This is a genomic window from Serratia sp. CY33525 (genome assembly GCF_052169115.1).
GTDB classification, from domain to species: Bacteria; Pseudomonadota; Gammaproteobacteria; order Enterobacterales; family Enterobacteriaceae; genus Serratia; species Serratia sarumanii.
Map to the genome: position 1 here is coordinate 714,459 of NZ_JBJNLK010000001.1, position 18,681 is coordinate 733,139.

The following is an 18,681-nucleotide window of genomic DNA, read 5'->3' on the forward strand; positions in this document are numbered from 1 at the left end:
TTGGCGGAAGGACAGAGATTCGAACTCTGGGAGCTGTTACACTCGACGGTTTTCAAGACCGTTGCCTTAAACCACTCGGCCATCCTTCCAATGGGCGCTGATATTAGCGATACCGTTATGAAATGTCTATCGTTTTGATGCAAAAAAATGGCATGGGCGGCGCAGTTGCCTAAACTTCAGGCCTTAAACGCCTAAAAAATGAAAAGCCCCGCGCAAGCGAGGCTTTTTTGGTCGGCCGAAACGCGATTATTTCGGCTGAGAATCGTAGTCTGAACAGGTTTGATAGCCCTTGTTCATGACATGGCCCGTGTCGTTGTAGCTGACAAAGTACGTCTGCACCTTGCCGTCGCGCGGCGCCACCGCATAGGTGTCGCAGGTGCCCTGCGCATGGATCAGCGTGGCGGACGTCGACGGCGGACCGGCGATAGCCCGCACCTGCTGCTTGGTCATCCCTACTTTGACATCGCTGACCACCGGCTCATTGACATAACTGGCTGCGCGATCATAGGTGGTGCAACCGGCAAGAATGGAAAATACCGCCGCGGTGCCGACGGCCAAAACCAACTTCTTCGTCATAGCTTGTCCTCTTGGAGTGCATTTGTTGTTCCCTAAGTCTAGAAGCGGGAAGGCTTTTCTACAAATTCCCCTTTGTCGATCGGTGCGCTTTTGCACTCAAGAGGCCATCGCCGGCGTGCCAGCAGATTCAAAAACCGAAATCGCTCAGCGCTGGAACATCGTCCGGGCGCCGGCCGAGCGGCCAATGAAAACGCCGATCCTGTTCGCGAATCGGCATGTCGTTGATGCAGGCATGGCGGTTGATCATCAGCCCCTCCTGATTGAACTCCCAGTTTTCATTGCCGAAGCTGCGATACCAGTTGCCGGAATCGTCGCGCCATTCATAGGCGAAACGCACCGCGATGCGCGCGCCGTCAAACGCCCACAGCTCCTTAATCAGCCGATACTCCAGTTCTTTCGCCCATTTGCGTTGCAAAAAGCCGACCACCGCCGCGCGGCCGTCTACAAACTCCGCGCGGTTACGCCAGTGGGTATCGAGGGAATACACCTGCGATACGCGTTCGGGATCGCGACTGTTCCAGGCATCCTCCGCCAGCCGCACCTTCTCGATGGCGGATTCGCGGGTAAAAGGCGGCAATGGGGGTTTAATGCTCATGTTCATCTCCTGAGTGAAGGCATGTAGACAACTCTGTCTACACCTTTACGCTAGCGCAAGTAGACAGAGTTGTCTACAATCACTCGAAAATAGCCCCGGAGAAAATGATGACCGCCGATCTCAACGCCTTGCCCGCCCGCCAGCGCATCCTGCTGACGGCGCACGATCTGTTTTATCAAGAAGGGATCCGCGCCACCGGTATCGATCGCATCATCAAGGAATCGGGCGTGACCAAAGTGACCTTCTACCGCCACTTTCCCAGCAAGAACGATTTGATTACGGCGTTTTTGACCTATCGCCATCAGCAGTGGCTCAGCTGGTTCAGCACATCACTGGCCCGCCATGTGGCGCAGACCGGCGGGTTGCTGCCGGCGCTGGCGCCCTGCCTGGCGGAATGGTTCGACGATCCGCGCTTTCGCGGCTGCGCGTTTATCAATACTGCGGTGGAGATAGCCGATCTGCTGCCGGAAAGCCTGCACATCGCCGGCCGGCATAAGCGGCAGATGGCGGATGAACTGGCGCGCCACCTGCCCGCCGGGCCGCAGCGGGTACAGCGGGCGGCAATGCTGGCGATGCTGATCGACGGCGCCATCGTCAGAGTGCAGATAGAGCGGCAACCGCAGGCCGCGCTGCAGGTGCTGAATGCCGCGTTGGACATGTTGGCGCAAGGCGGGTTCGATCAGTAATTGGCCCAGATGCCCGGCGTCACCAGTTCCAGCAGGTGGGCGTCGGGATCGCGAAAATAAATGCTCTCCCCGCCGTGTTCCCAACGCATTCGCCCCTCAATCTCCACGCCGTTGGCCACCAGATGCCGTTCCCAGTGCGGCAGTTGCTCTTTCGCCACCGCCAGCCCGATATGCGCCGGCCCCACGCCATCGTGCGCGGGAATAAACCCGGTCGGATACTGCGCCCCGCGCAGCGAATCGCCCTCGATAAACAGCAACAGTACGCTCCGATCGCCGACGTTATAGGCGCGAAACCGTTCATTGGCGACCATTGCCGGCAGCTTCAGCACCTGCCGGTAAAAAGCGTCCGCGCGTTCAATGTCGCTGACGTACAGCACCGTTTCGATCACCTTATCGATCTTGAGTTCCATATCACCTCCGTTCTGTTTGCTGTACTCACAGCGTAGGCCGAACGGAGGCGATCCGAAGCGCTTCCCATGCCGACAACGGATCAATCCGTGCTTTTTACCGGCAAAAAAAAACGCGGCCCGAAGGCCGCGCTGTGTCATTCACACGCTGGTGCTTAGAACTGGTAAACCAGGCCCACGGCAACCACGTTGTCGGTGTTGATGCCGGCAGCGTCGGTGAAATCGTTGTTGTCCACCAGGTTGATTTTGTAATCAACATAGGTAGACATGTTTTTGTTGAAGAAGTAGGTCGCACCCAGGTCGACGAATTTGACCAGATCTTGATCGCCGTAGTCCTTGCCGTTGCCGGCGCGGCCCAGGTCTTTACCTTTGGTCTGGTTATAGCCCACGAACGGACGCAGACCGAAGTCGAACTGGTAGTGCGCGTAGGCTTCGAAGCTCTGCGCCTTGTTGGCGTAGCCATAAACGCTGCTGTCGGAACTGCCGAAACGCGCCGCGTTGTAGGACTGGGTGAACATCACCGCCAGGTAGACGTCGTTGGCGTCATATTTCAGACCGCCGGAGTAACCTTCCGCCTTGTCGCCGCGGCCCATAATATTGCGGTACGCGCCGGCGCCGTTCTGCTCGCTGGTGCGGCGAGAGTTGAAGAAGGCGCCCGCGGCGCTGATGCCGTAGCCCATGTCATAGCTCATGGACATACCGTAGCCTTCGCCGTTTTGGCCCAGGACGTCACGACCGTTGTTGGTCTCTTCGCCGTTGCCGTTTTTACCCTGGTACTGCAGGGCGAAGTTCAGGCCGTCAACCAGACCGAAGAAGTCGTTGTTACGGTAGGTCGCCAGGCCGCTGGAACGCTGGAACATGAACTGGTCGGCGCCGTAGGTCATACCGTCGAACTCAGGCTGCAAGTCGGTATACGCCGCGACGTCGTACAGCACGCCGGTGTTACGGCCGTAGTCGAAGGAGCCGTAGTCGCCGAATTTCAGACCGGCGAAGCCGTAACGGGTGAAGTTCTTGTTGTCCTGGTTTTCAGCGTGGTTCAGGTTCGCCTGATATTCCCACTGGCCGTACCCGGTCAGCTGATCGCTGATTTGCGTTTCGCCGCGCAGGCCAAAACGCATATAAGACTGATCGCCGTCCACGCCGTTGTTGCTGGAGAAATAGTGAAGACCGTCGACTTTACCGTACAAATCCAGTTTATTACCGTCTTTGTTGTAGATTTCCGCCGCGCCTGCTGTGCCTGCAACCAGCAGTGCGGGTACCATCAGAGAGAGTACTCGAAGTTTCATCGTTATTATCCTCGTTAATTATGTCGAGCTACGGCCACTGCCCTTTTCGAGCATTATTAGCACGACTGTGCATTACCATTCTGGTAACAAGGGTTATATTAATCCAGAAAGAAAATGATACCAAGTATCCGATAGTGTTTCAGTGTAATTAATAAAGGTTTCAAAATGTAAACACGCGCGAACTTTCACAAAACCTTACAGACAAACAAAATAAAGCACTTAAAGACAAAGAATAGATTAATTGATAAAAAATCATGTAGTTATACATATCTTTAAGAAAAAAAAGCCAACCATACAATTGAGACGGGCAATAAGCACATTGTGCCAAAACTCTCCCCACACGCAGCCGCTATAATCACTTCGCTATCATCATTATTTTCATTATTACCTTCATTATCGGAAGATAATTTCTGCATTCCTTTTAACCGGCTTCTGGCCGGTTTTTTATTTCCCTCCATACTCCCCTCACAATTTCGACTCGCACAAATAGCAAGCAAATAAATAACCCAATGATATAGTTTCACTAATTTACCGCCGCACTAATTGCTAATCTTTTCCCTTATTTTAGCCTACAAATTGAGCTTGCTTTTCATTTCGTGCTTTATCTTGCCGATTATTTCCCGCCGCAGGCACAATTAGCCGCAGAGTTTCAGTTCTGGTAATCTGAAAAAAGCGCACCTTCAGCGAGTAAAATTCATGATGCCCTTTCAACCCGACGTGCTGTGGCGGCGGCTGCAAAGTTCCCCCTTCCGCGCTCGCTTCCGTTTAAATGCCAAAGACCAGGCTTATCTCGAGGGCAAGGGATTACCCCTTATCCTCAGCCATGCCCGCGATTTTATCGATCGCCGCCTGGCCGCCGCCCACCCTAAAAACGACGGCAAGCAAACGCCGATGCGTGGCCACCCGGTGTTCGTCGCCCAGCACGCCACCGCCACCTGCTGCCGCGGCTGTCTGGAAAAGTGGCACGGCATACCGCAGGGCGTCGCACTGGACGAGCGGCAAAAGGACTATATTATCCAGGCTATCGCGCTGTGGCTGGTGCGCAGAGGCGGCGCCAGGGATGTGTCAGGCACGAATATTTTCGACCCGGATCGCGGATTGTGATAAAAACTGTCAGTAACTTTCACCATTCTTTTGACCCAAGATCCTGACGCTTACATGACAGCCACCTTGTGCAATGAACAGCAAACGCCCGGCGTTCCTCAACAGATCGCCACCCGTCTGGCCTTTTTCGTCGCCGGTCTCGGCATGGCCGCCTGGGCGCCGCTGGTCCCCTTCGCCAAAGCGCGCATCGGCATCGACGACGGCTCGCTCGGCCTGTTGCTGCTCTGTATCGGCGCCGGCTCCATGCTGGCGATGCCGCTGACCGGTTTCCTGACCGGCAAATTGGGCTGCCGCGCGGTGATTTTGATGGCGGGGCTGGGATTGTGCATCGATCTGCCGCTGCTGGCGCTGATGGACTCTCTCGGCGGCATGGCCGTGGCGCTGCTGCTGTTCGGTGCGGCGATCGGCATGATCGACGTAGCGATGAACGTTCAGGCGGTGATCGTCGAACGCGCCAGCGGCAAGGCGATGATGTCCGGCTTTCACGGTTTCTTCAGCATCGGCGGCATTGCCGGCGCCGGCGGCGTCAGCGCGCTGTTGTGGCTGGGGCTGACGCCGCTGCAATCCACCCTGCTTACCGTACTGGCGGTGATAGTGCTGCTGGCGCTCGCCAGCCGCCATCTGCTGCGTGAGAGCGGCGCCGACGACGGCGGGCCGATGTTCGTCTTGCCGCGCGGTTGGGTGATGTTCATCGGCATTCTTTGCTTCATCATGTTCCTGGCGGAAGGATCGATGCTCGACTGGAGCGCGCTGTTCCTCACCACATTGCGCGGCGTCGAACACAGCCAGGCCGGTCTGGGTTATGCGCTGTTTTCCATCACCATGACGCTCGGCCGGCTCAATGGCGATCGGGTGGTGAACTCGCTGGGCCGCTACCGGGTGTTGCTGCTGGGCAGCCTGTGCGCCGCTCTCGGCCTGAGTCTGGCCATCGCCTTCAATCACGCCACCGTGTCGCTGGTCGGTTTCATGCTGGTCGGCCTGGGCGCCTCGAACGTGGTGCCGATCCTGTTCAGCGCTGCAGGCAACCAGCGCGACATGCCGGCCAATTTGGCGATCGCCTCCGTCACCACCGTGGGCTATGCCGGTATTCTGGCCGGCCCGGCGCTGATCGGCTTCATCGCTCAGTTTTCCAGCCTGACGGTGGCCTTCGCCTGCGTAGCCGCTCTGCTGTTGGCGGTGACCGCCAGCGCCAGGGCCGTCACTCGCTGATTCAGGAATGCGCAGCCACTATGCAAAATAAACAATTGACCATCAGCTCCAGCAACATTACCCGCTGCTTCCTGCTGTTTATCGTGCTGCTGACGATCGGCATCGGCCTGTATGGCTACAACTACACCAACGCCTGGCTGGCGGAAAAAAAGTACGCGCTGAACAGCATTGCCGGTTCGCTGCAAAAGCGCATCGATACCTACCGCTATATGACCTATCAGGTCTATGACAAATTTGGCAATGCGCCGGCGCAGAATGTCGATCCCGGTTTGCAGGAAACCCGCCTGCGGCCCGACGTCTATTATATCGAGAAACCGCACAAGAAAACCGACGCGGTGATCTTCGGCAGCCATGACGAGAGCACGCTGGCGATGATCGCCAACATCTCGGACTACCTGGACACCCGCTGGGGCGCCAAGACCGAAAACTACGCCATGTATTACCTCAATGGTCAGGACAACAGCCTCAGTCTGATCACCACCCAGCCGCTCAAAGAGCTGGCTTCGCGCTTTCGGGAAAGCTACCTGACCACCTCGGCGGACGAACGCCGCGCCGAGATGCTGCAGCAGGCCAATATGCTCGACGAGCGCGAGAGCTTTTCCGATCTGCGCAAGCAGCGCTTCCAGAACGCCTATTCGTTCTCGATTCGCACCACTTTCAATCAGCCAGGGCATCTGGCGACGGTGATCGCCTTCGACTTGCCGATCAACGACATCATTCCGGCCAATCTGGCCCGCGCCAATTTCCTGCTGCAGCCGGACGATGTCGATCTCGACGACAGCACCATCCCGGCGGAAACCGTCCTCGGCACCCATGCGACGATGAGCGGCGGCTGGGTAGAGTTCAGCGCCGCCCTGCCCAATGCGCCGCTGAAGGTGGTGTATCGCGTTTCGGCCATCAATCTGGCCATCGACCTGCTGCGCAACAACATCTGGCTGATCGCGGTCAACTTGCTGCTGCTGGCGCTGTCGATGCTGAGCATCTACTTTATCCGCCGCCAGTACATTCGCCCGAGCGAAAACATGGCGGTGGAACTGGAGGCCGAGCGCGCGCTGAATCAGGAAATCGTCTCCAGCCTGCCCTCCGGCCTGCTGGTCTACAGCTTCGCCAACAATGCGGTGATCGCCAGCAATAAAATCGCCGAGCACCTGTTGCCGCACCTCAGTCTGCAAAAGATCGCCCATATGGCCGAACAGCATCACGGGGTGATCCAGGCGACGGTCAACAACGAGGTGTATGAAATCCGCATCTTCCGCAGCCAGCTGTCGCCGGACACCTACCTGTTCCTGATGCACGATCAGGATAAAGAGGTGATGGTGAACAAGCGGCTGCAGCAGGCACGGCGCGAATACGACAAAAACGTTCAGGCGCGCAAGCTGATGCTGCACAACCTGGGCATTGAGCTGAATCAGCCGGTACGCCAGATGCACGATCTGGTCGATCGTCTGCACGGCCGGCCGGATGAGGAACAGCAGCAGGCGCTGCTGGGCCAGCTGACGGCGGCGTCGGCTTCGGTGCTGGAATTGATCGATAACATCACCCTGCTGACCCGGCTGGAAACCCAGGACTGGCAACCCTCGCGCGAGCCGTTTAGCCCGACGGCGATGATCGACGAGTTGCTGTTGGAGGCCCTGCCCGCCCTTAATCAGAAGGGGCTGGCGCTGTTCAAGCATTTCCAGCTGGACGTCGAGCAGAACTATATCGGCGACGCCAACGCGCTGCGCAAGGTGATCTCGCTGCTGGTGCATTACGCCATTATCACCACCGCCTGCGGCAAGATTTCCCTGGTTGTCGACCATGAGCCAGAGCACCCGGATCGCCTGATTTTCCAAATCAACGACACCGGCTCCGGCATCTCCAACGAAGAGATCAGCAACCTCAACTATCCGTTCCTCAGCCAGACGCTGGTGGATCGCTTCAACCACGGTTCCGGCCTCACCTTCTTCCTGTGCAATCAGCTGTGCAAGAAGCTTAACGGCCAATTGGACATTCGCAGCAAGGTGGATATCGGCACTCGCTACACCATTCGCGTCGCCATGGAGATGGAGAAAAAAGAGCCGCAGGAACAGGAAAAACTGCTCGACGGCGTCACCGCCCTGCTGGACGTCACGTCGGATGAAGTGCGCGGCATCGTGACCCGTCTGCTGCAGGCCTACGGCGCCGACTGCCTCGTCGCCGACGATCGCGCGGTCAATCGCGATTATGACGTGCTGCTGACCGATAACCCGCAGCGAGCCGATGATTACACCCTGCTGCTGGCGACCGATGAGCCGGGTTGGCAAGCGCTGGATAAACGCTACATTCGGGTGAACTACAACCTGAACGGCGCATTAATCGACGCCGTGCTGATACTGATCGAACAGCAAATGGCCGCGCTGGAACAGGAAGAAAGCCCGCTTTCATTGAGTTCAGAAGATATCCAACTCTATGAAAAACAATTGAAATCAAGTGATTACTATGGGCTGTTTGTCGATACAGTACCCGACGATGTCAAAAAACTGTATACTGAGGCGGGCAGCAGTGATTTCAATGCGCTGTCACAAACCGCACATCGCCTGAAAGGCGTGTTTGCCATGTTAAATCTGCTTCCCGGCAAGCAGCTGTGCGAATCGTTAGAACAGCGCATCGCAGAAGGTGATGCGCCCGAGATCGAGAATAACATCAGTCAGATTGATTTTTTCGTCAGCAGACTGCTGAAGCAAGGTAGCCAACAACATGAATAACCTGAACGTAATTATTGCTGATGACCATCCTATCGTACTGTTTGGCATCCGGAAGTCACTTGAGCAAATTGAATGGGTGAATGTCGTTGGGGAGTTCGAAGACTCAACCGCACTGATCAACAATCTGTCCAAGCTGGACGCCAACGTGCTGATCACCGATCTGTCGATGCCGGGTGACAAGTATGGCGACGGCATCACGCTGATTAAGTACATCAAGCGTCACTATCCGCAGTTGTCGATCATCGTGCTGACCATGAACAACAACCCGGCGATCCTGAGCGCGGTATTGGATCTGGATATCGAAGGCATCGTGCTGAAACAAGGCGCGCCGACCGATCTGCCGAAGGCGCTGGCCGCCCTGCAGAAAGGCAAGAAGTTCACGCCGGAAAGCGTCTCTAAACTGCTGGAGAAGATCAGCGCCAGCGGCTATGGCGACAAACGCCTGTCGCCGAAAGAGAGCGAAGTGCTGCGCCTGTTCGCCGAAGGTTTCCTGGTGACCGAAATCGCCAAGAAGCTCAACCGCAGCATCAAAACCATCAGCAGCCAGAAGAAATCGGCGATGATGAAGCTGGGCGTCGAGAACGACATCGCCCTGCTCAACTACCTCTCCTCCGTCAGCATGACGCCGTTGGACAAAGACTAAAGCCTGACTCACGGCAGGTTAACACCAAACAGGCACGGCATTCGCCGAGCCTGTTTGCTTTTCAAACCTCGCTGCGGCTGTAGCGCACCTGCTGGCTGTAGTAAGCCAACGTCTGTTCCAGCGTCTCCAGCGTGACCGGTTTCGACAGGCAATTATCCATACCCGCCTCAAGGCAACGCTGCTTCTCTTCCGCCAGCGCGTTCGCCGTCACGCCAATCACCGGCGCGCTGAACTGCATCTGCCGCAGCGCCTGCGTCAGACGATAACCGTCCATATTCGGCATATTGACGTCGGTCAGCACAATATCGACGCGATGCTGTTTCAGCACGCCGAGCGCGTCGACGCCGTCGTTGGCGGTCACCACCTGATATCCCAGCGATCCCAGCTGATCGGACAACAGGCGACGGTTGATCGGATGATCGTCGACCACCAGCAGATGAATATCGCCGTTGTCCGCCGCGCTGGCCTTGGCGGGCACCGGCAGCTGCACCAGCGCCTCTGCCGCGCCGCTACCGACGCCGAACAACCGGTTGAGCAAGGTCAGCGTTTCACGCGGCGTGGAGGTACTGTGCATCCAATAGCCCGGCCGGGTTTCCTGTGATGGGCCAATATGCTCGGTGGAGAATTGGATCTGAGCCAGCAGCGGCGCATCCAGCATCAGCGGATGATCGCTGAGCAGCACCTCTCCCGCGGCGGTCTCCTGCCCGTCATAGCGCTGGATATCGGCGCCGTAGCCGCCCAGGATCGCCATCAGGTAGCTTTCCAGCCGCTGATTGCGGATATCCAGCCACAGCCGACGCCCCTGCCAGGTATCGCTGGCCTGCGGGATCGGGAACTGGGCGTTAAACAATGGAATGCGAATGCTGAACAAGCTGCCCAGGCCCGGCTCGGACTCGACGGAGACGTCGCCGTCCATCAGGTTGACCAATTTCTCGCAGATCGCCAATCCCAGGCCGGTGCCCTGGAAATGACGCTGCACGCCGGTCCCCACCTGGAAGAACGGATCGAACAGGCGCGAAATCTCCTTCTCCGGGATGCCGACGCCGGTATCGCGCACGCTGAACTCCAGGTAGCTGCCGCGGGTGCAGACCTGCAGCACGATACAGCCGGTATCGGTGAACTTGATGGCGTTGTTCACCAGGTTGGAGAGCACCTGCTGCAGCCGCACCGGATCGCCGAAGATGCGCTCCGGCACGTTCTGTTCGATAAAGCAGTACAGCCCCAGACGTTTCTTGACCACCAGCGGCAAATAGTTGCCGGCGATATGGGTGATCACCTCCAGACAGGAGAACTCGCGCGGTTCAATCTTCAACTGCTCGGACTCGATTTTGGAGAAATCGAGGATATCGCTGATGATTTTCAGCAGCAGGCCGGAAGAGTTGTTCATCGCATTGACCAGCCGATCGACCCCTTGCGGCAACGCCTTGGTTTGCAGCAGATCAAGGTTGCCGATAATGCCGTACAGCGGCGTGCGCAGCTCATGGCTGACGGTGGCCAGGAACATCGATTTCGACTGGCTGGCCTGCTCCGCCGCCGCCGCCATCTCCTGCAGCGACTCTTCCATCTTCACGCGCGCGCTGACGTCCACCAACACGCAAATCGCCACCTCTTCGTTACGGTAGCGCGAATGGACAAAGCTGATCTGCAGGTTGTTGTTGTTGCTGGTCATCACATCGACGAAATTCGCCTGCTGTTCGCAAATGATGCGCGTTATGCGATCGCGGTCTTCGTGGGTCAACAGGTTGATGTAGTTATGCGCCAGCTCGTTACTCAAAATATTGGTGCCGTCGCTGATGCGCAGGATACAGATGCCCACCGGCGCCGAAGCGACGATCTTGCGGTTGAACTGCTCGTGCTCTTCCAGGCGAAACGCGTTGTCCTCCGCCGGCAGGAACATTTTGCGCTCAAACAGCCACGCCAGCGTGAACAGCACGATGGCCGACAGCAGGTTCAGCAACAGCGCGTTGAGGATCAGCATTTTGAAGCGTTCCACCACGCTTTTCACCGGCAGCGCATAGACGATGCTCAGCGAAGAAGGCGGCAGCGCTTTCTTCAGGATCAGGTCGCGGTAATTGTCGACATAACCGAAGTAGGCATGCTCTTCGGGGTAGCTGTTGAGCGCAGCGGCATAGCGTTCGCCATCCGCCAGGCGCAGCACCGGCTCGTTGTTCTCATCCAGCAGCGTGACGCCGATCGGCAGGTTGCCGGCGGTAACGAAATCTTCCAGCCGAACGGTTTGCTCGATGCCCAGCAACGCTTCCAGCTTGTTGCCGATATAGAGAGGCGTCAGCACGTACAGATAACCGACGTCCGGCCGCTGCGCGCTGGGGCTGATCCAATACAGGTTGTTGTCTTTGTCGAGATTCTTGGCGTTGCGGTATTTCAGAATGCGCTCGTGCAGCAACTTCAGCATGTTTTCCCGATTGGCGCTCGCGTTGCCGCCGCCGAATTCCGCCATACACAGGCTGTCGCCGCCGATGAAGAACACCCGGTTGAGATCGTAGGCCGCCACGAAGTTCTCTTTCCAATACTGGATCAGGCCGCTCAGCGAATCGAGCGAACTGCGATAGGTGGTGCTCAGCGCGCAGTTGGACTCCGGGTACAGCGGAAAGAATTGCGGCGGGCTGCCCTTGCCGGGGATCACGCCGCTGAACATGTCCAGGCCGCTGACCGAACCGTTGAGGCGGTTTTCCGCCATATACTTGATGTCGCGAATGATGTCAGCGGAGTGGCGGATGTAACCCTGCGCCTGGTCGAAGTTGAGGTTGTACTCCTGCCGGATGTCCGATTCTTTCTGATGCAGGATATTCAGAATATAAAAGGTGGTGAGCAGCGCACCCAACGACCACAGCAAAATCGCCAGTACCCGGAACAGATAGCGGGATATCTTCAGCGTAGTTCGGAAAGAGGCTAAGTATTTCAATCGGATACCATACGAAAGTCAGTGGCGGCGCACGCTGTCGCCGGCGCGGCGGCCGGCGGCTCGGTGCGCCAATTAAACCATATAACTGAAAAAGGGCCTAGCATCGCTGCCAGACCCTTTTGTCTCAGTGCATCATGGTGCCGGCATGCCGACGCCCTTTGCTTTAAACGTTGTCGTCATCCATCGGCTCAGCCGCGTCGTCGCCATCGTCCAGCGGCGTGGTGTCTTCTTCCACCGCTTCCGCGCCCGGCTCCAGGCTGTCCAGCTCTTCGTCTTCCACCGGCTCGGCCACGCGCTGCAGACCGACGACGTTTTCGTCTTCCGCCGTGCGGATCAGCGTCACGCCCTGGGTGTTACGGCCCACCACGCTGACTTCCGAAACGCGGGTACGCACCAGCGTGCCGGCATCGGTGATCATCATGATCTGGTCGCTGGTTTCCACCTGCACGGCGCCGACCACCTGGCCATTACGCTCGCTCACCTTGATGGAGATAACCCCCTGGGTGGCGCGTGACTTGGTCGGATATTCGGTCACGGCGGTACGTTTACCGAAGCCGTTTTGCGTGACGGTCAGGATGTCGCCTTCGCCGCGCGGCACAATCAGCGAGATCACGCTGTCGCCTTCGCCGAGGTTGATGCCGCGCACGCCGGTCGCGGTACGGCCCATCGAACGCACCTGCGTTTCCGGGAAGCGCACCACTTTACCGTTGGCGGAGAACAGCATCACTTCGTTGCTGCCGTCGGTCAGATCGACACCGATCAGCTCGTCGCCCTCGTTGAGGTTGACGGCGATGATGCCGGCGCTGCGTGGGCGGCTGAACTCGGTCAGCGCGGTTTTCTTCACGGTACCGCTGGCGGTGGCCATGAACACGTGGCGCCCTTCTTCATACTCGCGCACCGGCAGAATGGCGGTGATACGCTCATCGGCTTCCAGCGGCAGCAGGTTGACGATTGGGCGACCGCGCGCGCCGCGGCTGGCTTCAGGCAGTTGGTACACCTTCATCCAGTACAGGCGGCCACGGCTGGAGAAGCACAGGATCGTATCGTGGGTGTTGGCCACCAGCAGGCGATCGATAAAGTCTTCTTCTTTGATACGCGCCGCAGACTTGCCTTTGCCGCCGCGGCGCTGCGCTTCATAGTCGGACAGCGGCTGATACTTCACGTAGCCCTGGTGAGACAGGGTCACCACCACGTCTTCCTGGTTGATCAGGTCTTCGATGTTGATGTCGGAAGTATTGGCGGTGATCTCGGTGCGGCGGCCGTCGTTGTACAGCTCTTTGACTGCCACCAGCTCTTCGCGGATCACTTCCATCAGGCGCTCTGGGCTTTCCAGGATAAAGATCAGCTCGGCGATAAAGTTGAGCAGCTCTTTATATTCGTCCAGCAGCTTCTCGTGCTCCAGGCCGGTCAGTTTCTGCAGGCGCAGATCCAGAATCGCCTGAGCCTGCTGCTCGGTCAGGTAGTATTTGCCGTCGCGGATGCCGAACTCCGGCTCCAGCCACTCAGGGCGGGCGGCGTCGTCACCGGCGCGCTCCAGCATGGCGCTGACGTTGCCCAGATCCCACGGCTGCGCCACCAGCGCGACTTTCGCTTCGGCCGGGGTCGGCGCACGGCGAATCAGCTCGATGATCGGATCGATGTTGGCCAGCGCGATAGCCAGCGCTTCCAGGATATGGGCGCGGTCGCGGGCCTTGCGCAGTTCGAAGATGGTGCGACGCGTAACCACTTCGCGGCGATGACGCACGAAGGCTTCGAGGATGTCTTTCAGGTTCAGCAGCTTAGGCTGGCCCTGATGCAGCGCGACCATGTTGATGCCGAAGGTGACCTGCAGTTGCGTCAGCGCATACAGGTTGTTCAGCACCACTTCGCCGACCGCGTCGCGTTTGACTTCGATCACGATGCGCATGCCGTCTTTATCGGACTCGTCGCGCAGCGCGCTGATGCCTTCCACGCGCTTTTCTTTCACCAGCTCGGCGATCTTCTCGATCAGACGCGCCTTGTTCACCTGATACGGGATCTCGTGAACGATGATGGTTTCGCGCCCGGTCTTGGCGTCGGCTTCCACTTCCGCGCGCGCGCGCAGGTAGACTTTGCCGCGCCCGGTGCGGTAGGCCTCTTCAATGCCGCGACGGCCGTTGATGATCGCCGCCGTCGGGAAGTCCGGCCCCGGGATGTGTTCCATCAGCCCTTCGATGCTGATGTTTTCATCGTCGATATAGGCCAGGCAGCCGTTGACGACTTCCGCCAGGTTGTGCGGCGGGATATTGGTGGCCATGCCCACGGCGATGCCCGACGAACCGTTGACCAGCAGGTTCGGGATCTTGGTCGGCATGACGGCCGGGATCTGCTCGGTGCCATCATAGTTAGGCACGAAGTCGACGGTTTCTTTTTCCAGATCCGCCAACAGTTCGTGAGCAATCTTGGACATGCGCACTTCGGTATAACGCATCGCCGCGGCGGAGTCGCCGTCGACGGAGCCGAAGTTACCCTGACCGTCCACCAGCATGTAGCGCAGTGAAAACGGCTGAGCCATACGCACGATAGTGTCGTAAACCGCGCTGTCACCGTGCGGGTGATATTTACCGATCACGTCCCCGACGACACGGGCCGATTTCTTGTATGGTTTATTCCAGTCGTTACCCAATACGCTCATCGCGTACAGAACGCGGCGGTGAACCGGCTTCAGTCCATCACGAACATCTGGCAGCGCACGTCCGACAATAACGGACATCGCATAGTCCAGATACGAGTTTTTCAACTCGTCTTCGATGTTTACCGGTGTGATTTCTCTGGCAAGGTCGCTCATGGAGCTGCTATCCCTCTACTAATGATTCATCTGCCCGCTGCCATAGTGGCAAAGGTGTAAAACTATATCACAAAGCACGCTTTACGGGAAAATAACCGCCGCTGTTTCACGGAAATTGTGCAGATAAGTGCGCTAAAAACGCATCGGCACAGACGATGCCGCGCCGGAACATGTATAATCCGCGCAACGAGAACAAGGAGCCAGACAAGCCCATGAACGCAGAATCATCCAGCCGAGTGCAAAACGTTGACCACCAGGAAATCGCCAAGTTCGAGGCCGTCGCCTCCCGCTGGTGGGATCTGGAAGGCGAGTTCAAACCGCTGCACCGCATCAACCCGCTGCGCCTGAACTACATCATGCAACGCGCCGGCGGCATTTTTGACAAGCAGGTGCTCGACGTGGGCTGCGGCGGCGGCATTCTGGCGGAAAGCATGGCGCGCGAAGGCGCCAAGGTGACCGGGCTGGACATGGGCGCGGAGCCGCTGCAGGTCGCGCGGCTGCACGCGCTGGAAAGCGGCATGGACGTCACCTATGTGCAGGAGACGGTGGAAAGCCACGCTCAGGCCAACCCGCAACGCTACGACGTGGTCACCTGCATGGAGATGCTGGAGCACGTGCCGGATCCGGCCTCGGTGGTGCGCGCCTGCGCCCAGCTGGTGAAACCGGGCGGCCACGTGTTCTTCTCCACCATCAACCGCAACACCAAAGCCTGGCTGATGGCGGTGATCGGCGCGGAGTACGTGCTGAAGATGGTGCCGCAGGGCACCCACGATCATAAGAAGTTCATTCGCCCTTCCGAACTGATCGGCTGGGTCGACGGCACGCCGCTGCGCGAAAAGCACATGATCGGCCTGCATTACAACCCGATCACCGATCATTTCAAGCTTGGGCGCAACGTTGACGTGAACTACATGGTGCACACCCAGCACGAAGGTTAAGCGCTGTAAACCGCGCCGGCCCTGCATTACCGGGGGGCGGCGCCGTTGGCGTATTCGGAAAAATACCTAATTTCCGCGATTTCGCTCAAAATACCCGTTGTAAACAGTTTTTTAGAATATTAAATCAGATCAATATGCCGTTTTTTTCTAACGTTTAATAAAGCGCCAAACGATCGATTTTTTCAGTTTTTCAGTAAAATCTGATCGCGCTTATTGACAAGCTTGTCGCGCCAGTCACGGCGCGCACTGCGAACGGCAAGTTACATTTCACCCCCAAGTTATCCACAAATTAGGCCGGTTTTGTTCACTTGCAAACGCCGTTTTTTCTCACTATCTTGTTACCTCACCGACATACAACCCCTATATATAGTGTTTACATACTGAGCAGAGCGACTACACTTCTGCTTAGGGGCACCATACGGACAGGTAAAACACCACATGAACCAAAGTCTGCTTGTAACTAAACGCGATGGCCGTAAAGAGCGCATCAATCTCGACAAAATCCACCGGGTCATCGATTGGGCCGCAGAGGGATTACACAACGTCTCGGTTTCTCAAGTAGAGTTGCGTTCACACATTCAGTTTTATGACGGCATCAAAACCGCCGACATTCACGAAACCATCATCAAAGCCGCAGCCGATCTGATCTCCCGCGATGCGCCGGACTATCAGTACCTGGCCGCTCGCCTGGCGATCTTCCACCTGCGTAAAAAGGCTTATGGCCAGTTCGAGCCGCCGAAGCTGCACGCTCACGTGACGCGCATGGTCGAGATGGGCAAATACGATAAGCATCTGCTGGAAGACTACAGCGCTGAAGAGTTCGAGCAGATGGATTCCTTTATCGATCACTGGCGCGACATGAACTTCTCTTATGCCGCCGTCAAGCAGCTGGAAGGCAAGTATCTGGTGCAGAACCGCGTCAGCGGCGAGATCTACGAAAGCGCCCAGTTCCTGTACATGCTGGTGTCCGCCTGCCTGTTCTCCAACTACCCGCGTGAAACCCGTCTGGACTACGTCAAACGTTTCTACGACGCGATTTCCACCTTCAAGATTTCGCTGCCTACGCCGATCATGTCCGGCGTGCGCACCCCAACCCGCCAGTTCAGCTCCTGCGTGCTGATCGAGTGCGGCGACAGCCTGGATTCCATCAACGCCACCTCCAGCGCCATTGTGAAATACGTTTCGCAGCGCGCCGGCATCGGCATCAACGCCGGCCGCATCCGCGCGCTGGGCAGCCCGATCCGCGGCGGTGAAGCCTTCCATACCGGCTGTATTCCGTTCTACAAACACTTCCAGACCGCCGTCAAATCCTGCTCGCAGGGCGGCGTGCGCGGTGGCGCAGCAACGCTGTTCTACCCGATGTGGCACCTGGAAGTGGAAAGCCTGCTGGTGTTGAAAAACAACCGTGGCGTTGAAGGCAACCGCGTGCGTCACATGGACTACGGCGTGCAGCTGAACCGCCTGATGTACCAGCGTCTGATCAAGGGCGAAGACATCACCCTGTTCAGCCCGTCCGACGTGCCGGGGCTGTATGACGCGTTCTTCGCCGATCAGGACGAATTCGAACGCCTGTACACCCAGTACGAGAAAGACGACAGCATTCGCCAGAAGCGCGTGAAAGCGGTTGAGCTGTTCTCGCTGATGATGCAAGAGCGCGCCTCTACCGGCCGCATCTACATCCAGAACGTCGACCACTGCAACACCCACAGCCCGTTCGATCCGCAGATCGCGCCGGTGCGTCAGTCCAACCTGTGCCTGGAAATCGCCCTGCCGACCAAGCCGCTGGAAGACGTCAACGACGAAAACGGCGAGATCGCGCTGTGCACCCTGTCGGCCTTCAACCTGGGCGCGATCGACAGCCTGGACGATCTGGAAGAGCTGGCGACCCTGGCGGTGCGCTCACTCGACGCCCTGCTGGATTACCAGGATTATCCGATCAAGGCCGCGCACCGTGGCGCGATGGGCCGCCGCACCCTGGGCATCGGCGTTATCAACTTCGCCTATTACCTGGCGAAGAACGGCGTGCGCTACTCCGACGGCAGCGCCAACAACCTGACGCACAAAACGTTCGAAGCCATTCAGTACTACCTGCTGAAAGCCTCCAACCGCCTGGCTCAGGAACAAGGCGCTTGCCCGTGGTTCAAAGAGACTACCTATTCGCAGGGCATCCTGCCTATCGACACTTACAAGAAAGACCTGGATGCGGTCTGCAGCGAGCCGCTGCACTACGACTGGGAAACCCTGCGTAAAGAGATCCAGGAAACCGGCCTGCGCAACTCGACCCTGTCTGCGCTGATGCCATCGGAAACCTCTTCGCAGATTTCCAACGCCACCAACGGCATCGAGCCGCCGCGCGGCCACATCAGCATCAAGGCGTCGAAAGACGGCATCCTGCGCCAGGTGGTGCCGGAGTATGAGCGTCTGAAAGACAACTACGAGCTGCTGTGGGAAATGCCGAGCAACGACGGCTATCTGCAGCTGGTGGGGCTGATGCAGAAATTCATCGACCAGTCGATTTCGGCCAACACCAACTACGATCCGACCCGCTTCCCGGGCGGCAAGGTGCCGATGAAGCAGCTGTTGAAAGACCTGCTCACCACCTACAAGTTCGGCGTGAAAACGCTGTACTACCAAAACACCCGCGACGGTGCGGAAGACGCCCAGGAAGATTTGCAGCCTGCCAAGGCCGGCGATGACGACTGCGAAAGCGGCGCCTGCAAGATCTAAAGTTTGACCTAGCGGGCCGGAATTTTCCGGCCCCTTCATTTAGCCACGTTACGATGGA

At 57.8% G+C, this 18,681-nt stretch carries 14 protein-coding genes and 1 tRNA gene; 7 read left to right on the forward strand and 8 right to left on the reverse strand.

Going from position 1 to position 18,681, the window contains the following annotated elements:
* Position 1 precedes the first annotated feature (1 nt).
* The 3 genes from ACJ8IM_RS03410 to ACJ8IM_RS03420 all read right to left on the reverse strand — a co-directional run bounded on the left by ACJ8IM_RS03410 (position 2) and on the right by ACJ8IM_RS03420 (position 1,171).
* Positions 2-89 (reverse strand) — tRNA-Ser (locus tag ACJ8IM_RS03410).
* 157 nt (positions 90-246) lie between these two features.
* Positions 247-576 (reverse strand): osmotically-inducible lipoprotein OsmE, encoded by a 330-nt coding sequence (osmE, locus tag ACJ8IM_RS03415; protein WP_033635291.1) that lies wholly within the window; start codon positions 574-576, stop codon positions 247-249.
* Between the two features lie 127 nt (positions 577-703).
* Entirely contained in the window at positions 704-1,171 is a 468-nt protein-coding gene (locus ACJ8IM_RS03420) for a nuclear transport factor 2 family protein (RefSeq protein ID WP_025303631.1), read from the reverse strand.
* A 107-nt stretch (positions 1,172-1,278) separates the two neighbouring features.
* On the opposite strand from ACJ8IM_RS03420, the gene ACJ8IM_RS03425 reads away from it, so the two are divergent.
* Positions 1,279-1,857 carry a TetR/AcrR family transcriptional regulator gene (locus ACJ8IM_RS03425; protein ID WP_033653784.1) on the forward strand — a complete coding sequence of 193 codons (579 nt, stop codon included), beginning with the start codon at positions 1,279-1,281 and terminating at the stop codon, positions 1,855-1,857.
* Here the strand turns inward: ACJ8IM_RS03425 and ACJ8IM_RS03430 are convergent.
* From ACJ8IM_RS03430 to ACJ8IM_RS03440, 3 genes are all read right to left on the reverse strand, one after another.
* A complete protein-coding gene (locus tag ACJ8IM_RS03430; RefSeq protein WP_033635296.1) occupies positions 1,851-2,267 on the reverse strand; it encodes a VOC family protein in 417 nt (138 codons plus the stop codon). The two genes, ACJ8IM_RS03425 and ACJ8IM_RS03430, sit on opposite strands and share 7 nt — an antisense overlap.
* Positions 2,268-2,419: 152 nt before the next feature.
* A complete protein-coding gene (gene ompC, locus ACJ8IM_RS03435) occupies positions 2,420-3,550 on the reverse strand; it encodes a porin OmpC (protein WP_033635297.1) in 1,131 nt (376 codons plus the stop codon).
* A 272-nt stretch (positions 3,551-3,822) separates the two neighbouring features.
* Positions 3,823-4,008 carry a hypothetical protein gene (locus tag ACJ8IM_RS03440; RefSeq protein WP_140367559.1) on the reverse strand — a complete coding sequence of 62 codons (186 nt, stop codon included), beginning with the start codon at positions 4,006-4,008 and terminating at the stop codon, positions 3,823-3,825.
* A gap of 238 nt (positions 4,009-4,246) precedes the next feature.
* On the opposite strand from ACJ8IM_RS03440, the gene ACJ8IM_RS03445 reads away from it, so the two are divergent.
* From ACJ8IM_RS03445 to rcsB, 4 genes are read left to right on the forward strand one after another with little or no spacing between them, the layout of a single operon-like run.
* Positions 4,247-4,654: a DUF4186 domain-containing protein gene (locus ACJ8IM_RS03445; RefSeq protein WP_101455537.1), complete on the forward strand. Its 408-nt coding sequence runs from the start codon at positions 4,247-4,249 to the stop codon at positions 4,652-4,654.
* Positions 4,655-4,708: 54 nt separating this feature from the next.
* Complete coding sequence (locus ACJ8IM_RS03450; RefSeq protein ID WP_033653783.1) at positions 4,709-5,863, forward strand: MFS transporter; 1,155 nt, start codon at positions 4,709-4,711, stop codon at positions 5,861-5,863.
* A gap of 20 nt (positions 5,864-5,883) precedes the next feature.
* Positions 5,884-8,586: a phosphotransferase RcsD gene (rcsD, locus tag ACJ8IM_RS03455; protein ID WP_033653782.1), complete on the forward strand. Its 2,703-nt coding sequence runs from the start codon at positions 5,884-5,886 to the stop codon at positions 8,584-8,586.
* Positions 8,579-9,229: a response regulator transcription factor RcsB gene (gene rcsB, locus ACJ8IM_RS03460; RefSeq protein ID WP_004935900.1), complete on the forward strand. Its 651-nt coding sequence runs from the start codon at positions 8,579-8,581 to the stop codon at positions 9,227-9,229. The genes rcsD and rcsB overlap by 8 nt, the downstream gene beginning before the upstream one ends.
* 61 nt (positions 9,230-9,290) lie before the next feature.
* Here the strand turns inward: rcsB and rcsC are convergent, their stop codons facing one another.
* Together rcsC and gyrA are read right to left on the reverse strand one after the other, a co-directional pair.
* The gene (gene rcsC, locus ACJ8IM_RS03465; RefSeq protein WP_033653781.1) at positions 9,291-12,152 is read right to left on the reverse strand and encodes a two-component system sensor histidine kinase RcsC; all 2,862 of its coding nucleotides are present in this window, start codon (positions 12,150-12,152) and stop codon (positions 9,291-9,293) included.
* Positions 12,153-12,315: 163 nt separating this feature from the next.
* Positions 12,316-14,958, reverse strand: a complete 2,643-nt coding sequence (gene gyrA / locus ACJ8IM_RS03470; protein ID WP_004935906.1) for a DNA topoisomerase (ATP-hydrolyzing) subunit A — start codon at positions 14,956-14,958, stop codon at positions 12,316-12,318.
* Positions 14,959-15,170: 212 nt separating this feature from the next.
* Here gyrA and ubiG point away from each other — a divergent pair, with 212 nt between their 5' ends.
* Positions 15,171-15,896 carry a bifunctional 2-polyprenyl-6-hydroxyphenol methylase/3-demethylubiquinol 3-O-methyltransferase UbiG gene (gene ubiG / locus ACJ8IM_RS03475; protein ID WP_004935909.1) on the forward strand — a complete coding sequence of 242 codons (726 nt, stop codon included), beginning with the start codon at positions 15,171-15,173 and terminating at the stop codon, positions 15,894-15,896.
* Positions 15,897-16,334: 438 nt separating this feature from the next.
* Positions 16,335-18,623 (forward strand): class 1a ribonucleoside-diphosphate reductase subunit alpha, encoded by a 2,289-nt coding sequence (nrdA, locus tag ACJ8IM_RS03480; protein ID WP_033635301.1) that lies wholly within the window; start codon positions 16,335-16,337, stop codon positions 18,621-18,623.
* Positions 18,624-18,681 lie beyond the last annotated feature (58 nt).

What these genes read in the sequence shown, in the direction of transcription:
- osmE (WP_033635291.1), bottom strand. Translation starts at nt 576, where the DNA reads ATGACGAAGAAGTTGGTTTTGGCCGTCGGCACCGCGGCGGTATTTTCC.
- ACJ8IM_RS03420 (WP_025303631.1), bottom strand. Translation starts at nt 1,171, where the DNA reads ATGAGCATTAAACCCCCATTGCCGCCTTTTACCCGCGAATCCGCCATC.
- ACJ8IM_RS03425 (WP_033653784.1), top strand. Translation starts at nt 1,279, where the DNA reads ATGACCGCCGATCTCAACGCCTTGCCCGCCCGCCAGCGCATCCTGCTG.
- ACJ8IM_RS03430 (WP_033635296.1), bottom strand. Translation starts at nt 2,267, where the DNA reads ATGGAACTCAAGATCGATAAGGTGATCGAAACGGTGCTGTACGTCAGC.
- ompC (WP_033635297.1), bottom strand. Translation starts at nt 3,550, where the DNA reads ATGAAACTTCGAGTACTCTCTCTGATGGTACCCGCACTGCTGGTTGCA.
- ACJ8IM_RS03440 (WP_140367559.1), bottom strand. Translation starts at nt 4,008, where the DNA reads ATGGAGGGAAATAAAAAACCGGCCAGAAGCCGGTTAAAAGGAATGCAG.
- ACJ8IM_RS03445 (WP_101455537.1), top strand. Translation starts at nt 4,247, where the DNA reads ATGATGCCCTTTCAACCCGACGTGCTGTGGCGGCGGCTGCAAAGTTCC.
- ACJ8IM_RS03450 (WP_033653783.1), top strand. Translation starts at nt 4,709, where the DNA reads ATGACAGCCACCTTGTGCAATGAACAGCAAACGCCCGGCGTTCCTCAA.
- rcsD (WP_033653782.1), top strand. Translation starts at nt 5,884, where the DNA reads ATGCAAAATAAACAATTGACCATCAGCTCCAGCAACATTACCCGCTGC.
- rcsB (WP_004935900.1), top strand. Translation starts at nt 8,579, where the DNA reads ATGAATAACCTGAACGTAATTATTGCTGATGACCATCCTATCGTACTG.
- gyrA (WP_004935906.1), bottom strand. Translation starts at nt 14,958, where the DNA reads ATGAGCGACCTTGCCAGAGAAATCACACCGGTAAACATCGAAGACGAG.
- ubiG (WP_004935909.1), top strand. Translation starts at nt 15,171, where the DNA reads ATGAACGCAGAATCATCCAGCCGAGTGCAAAACGTTGACCACCAGGAA.
- nrdA (WP_033635301.1), top strand. Translation starts at nt 16,335, where the DNA reads ATGAACCAAAGTCTGCTTGTAACTAAACGCGATGGCCGTAAAGAGCGC.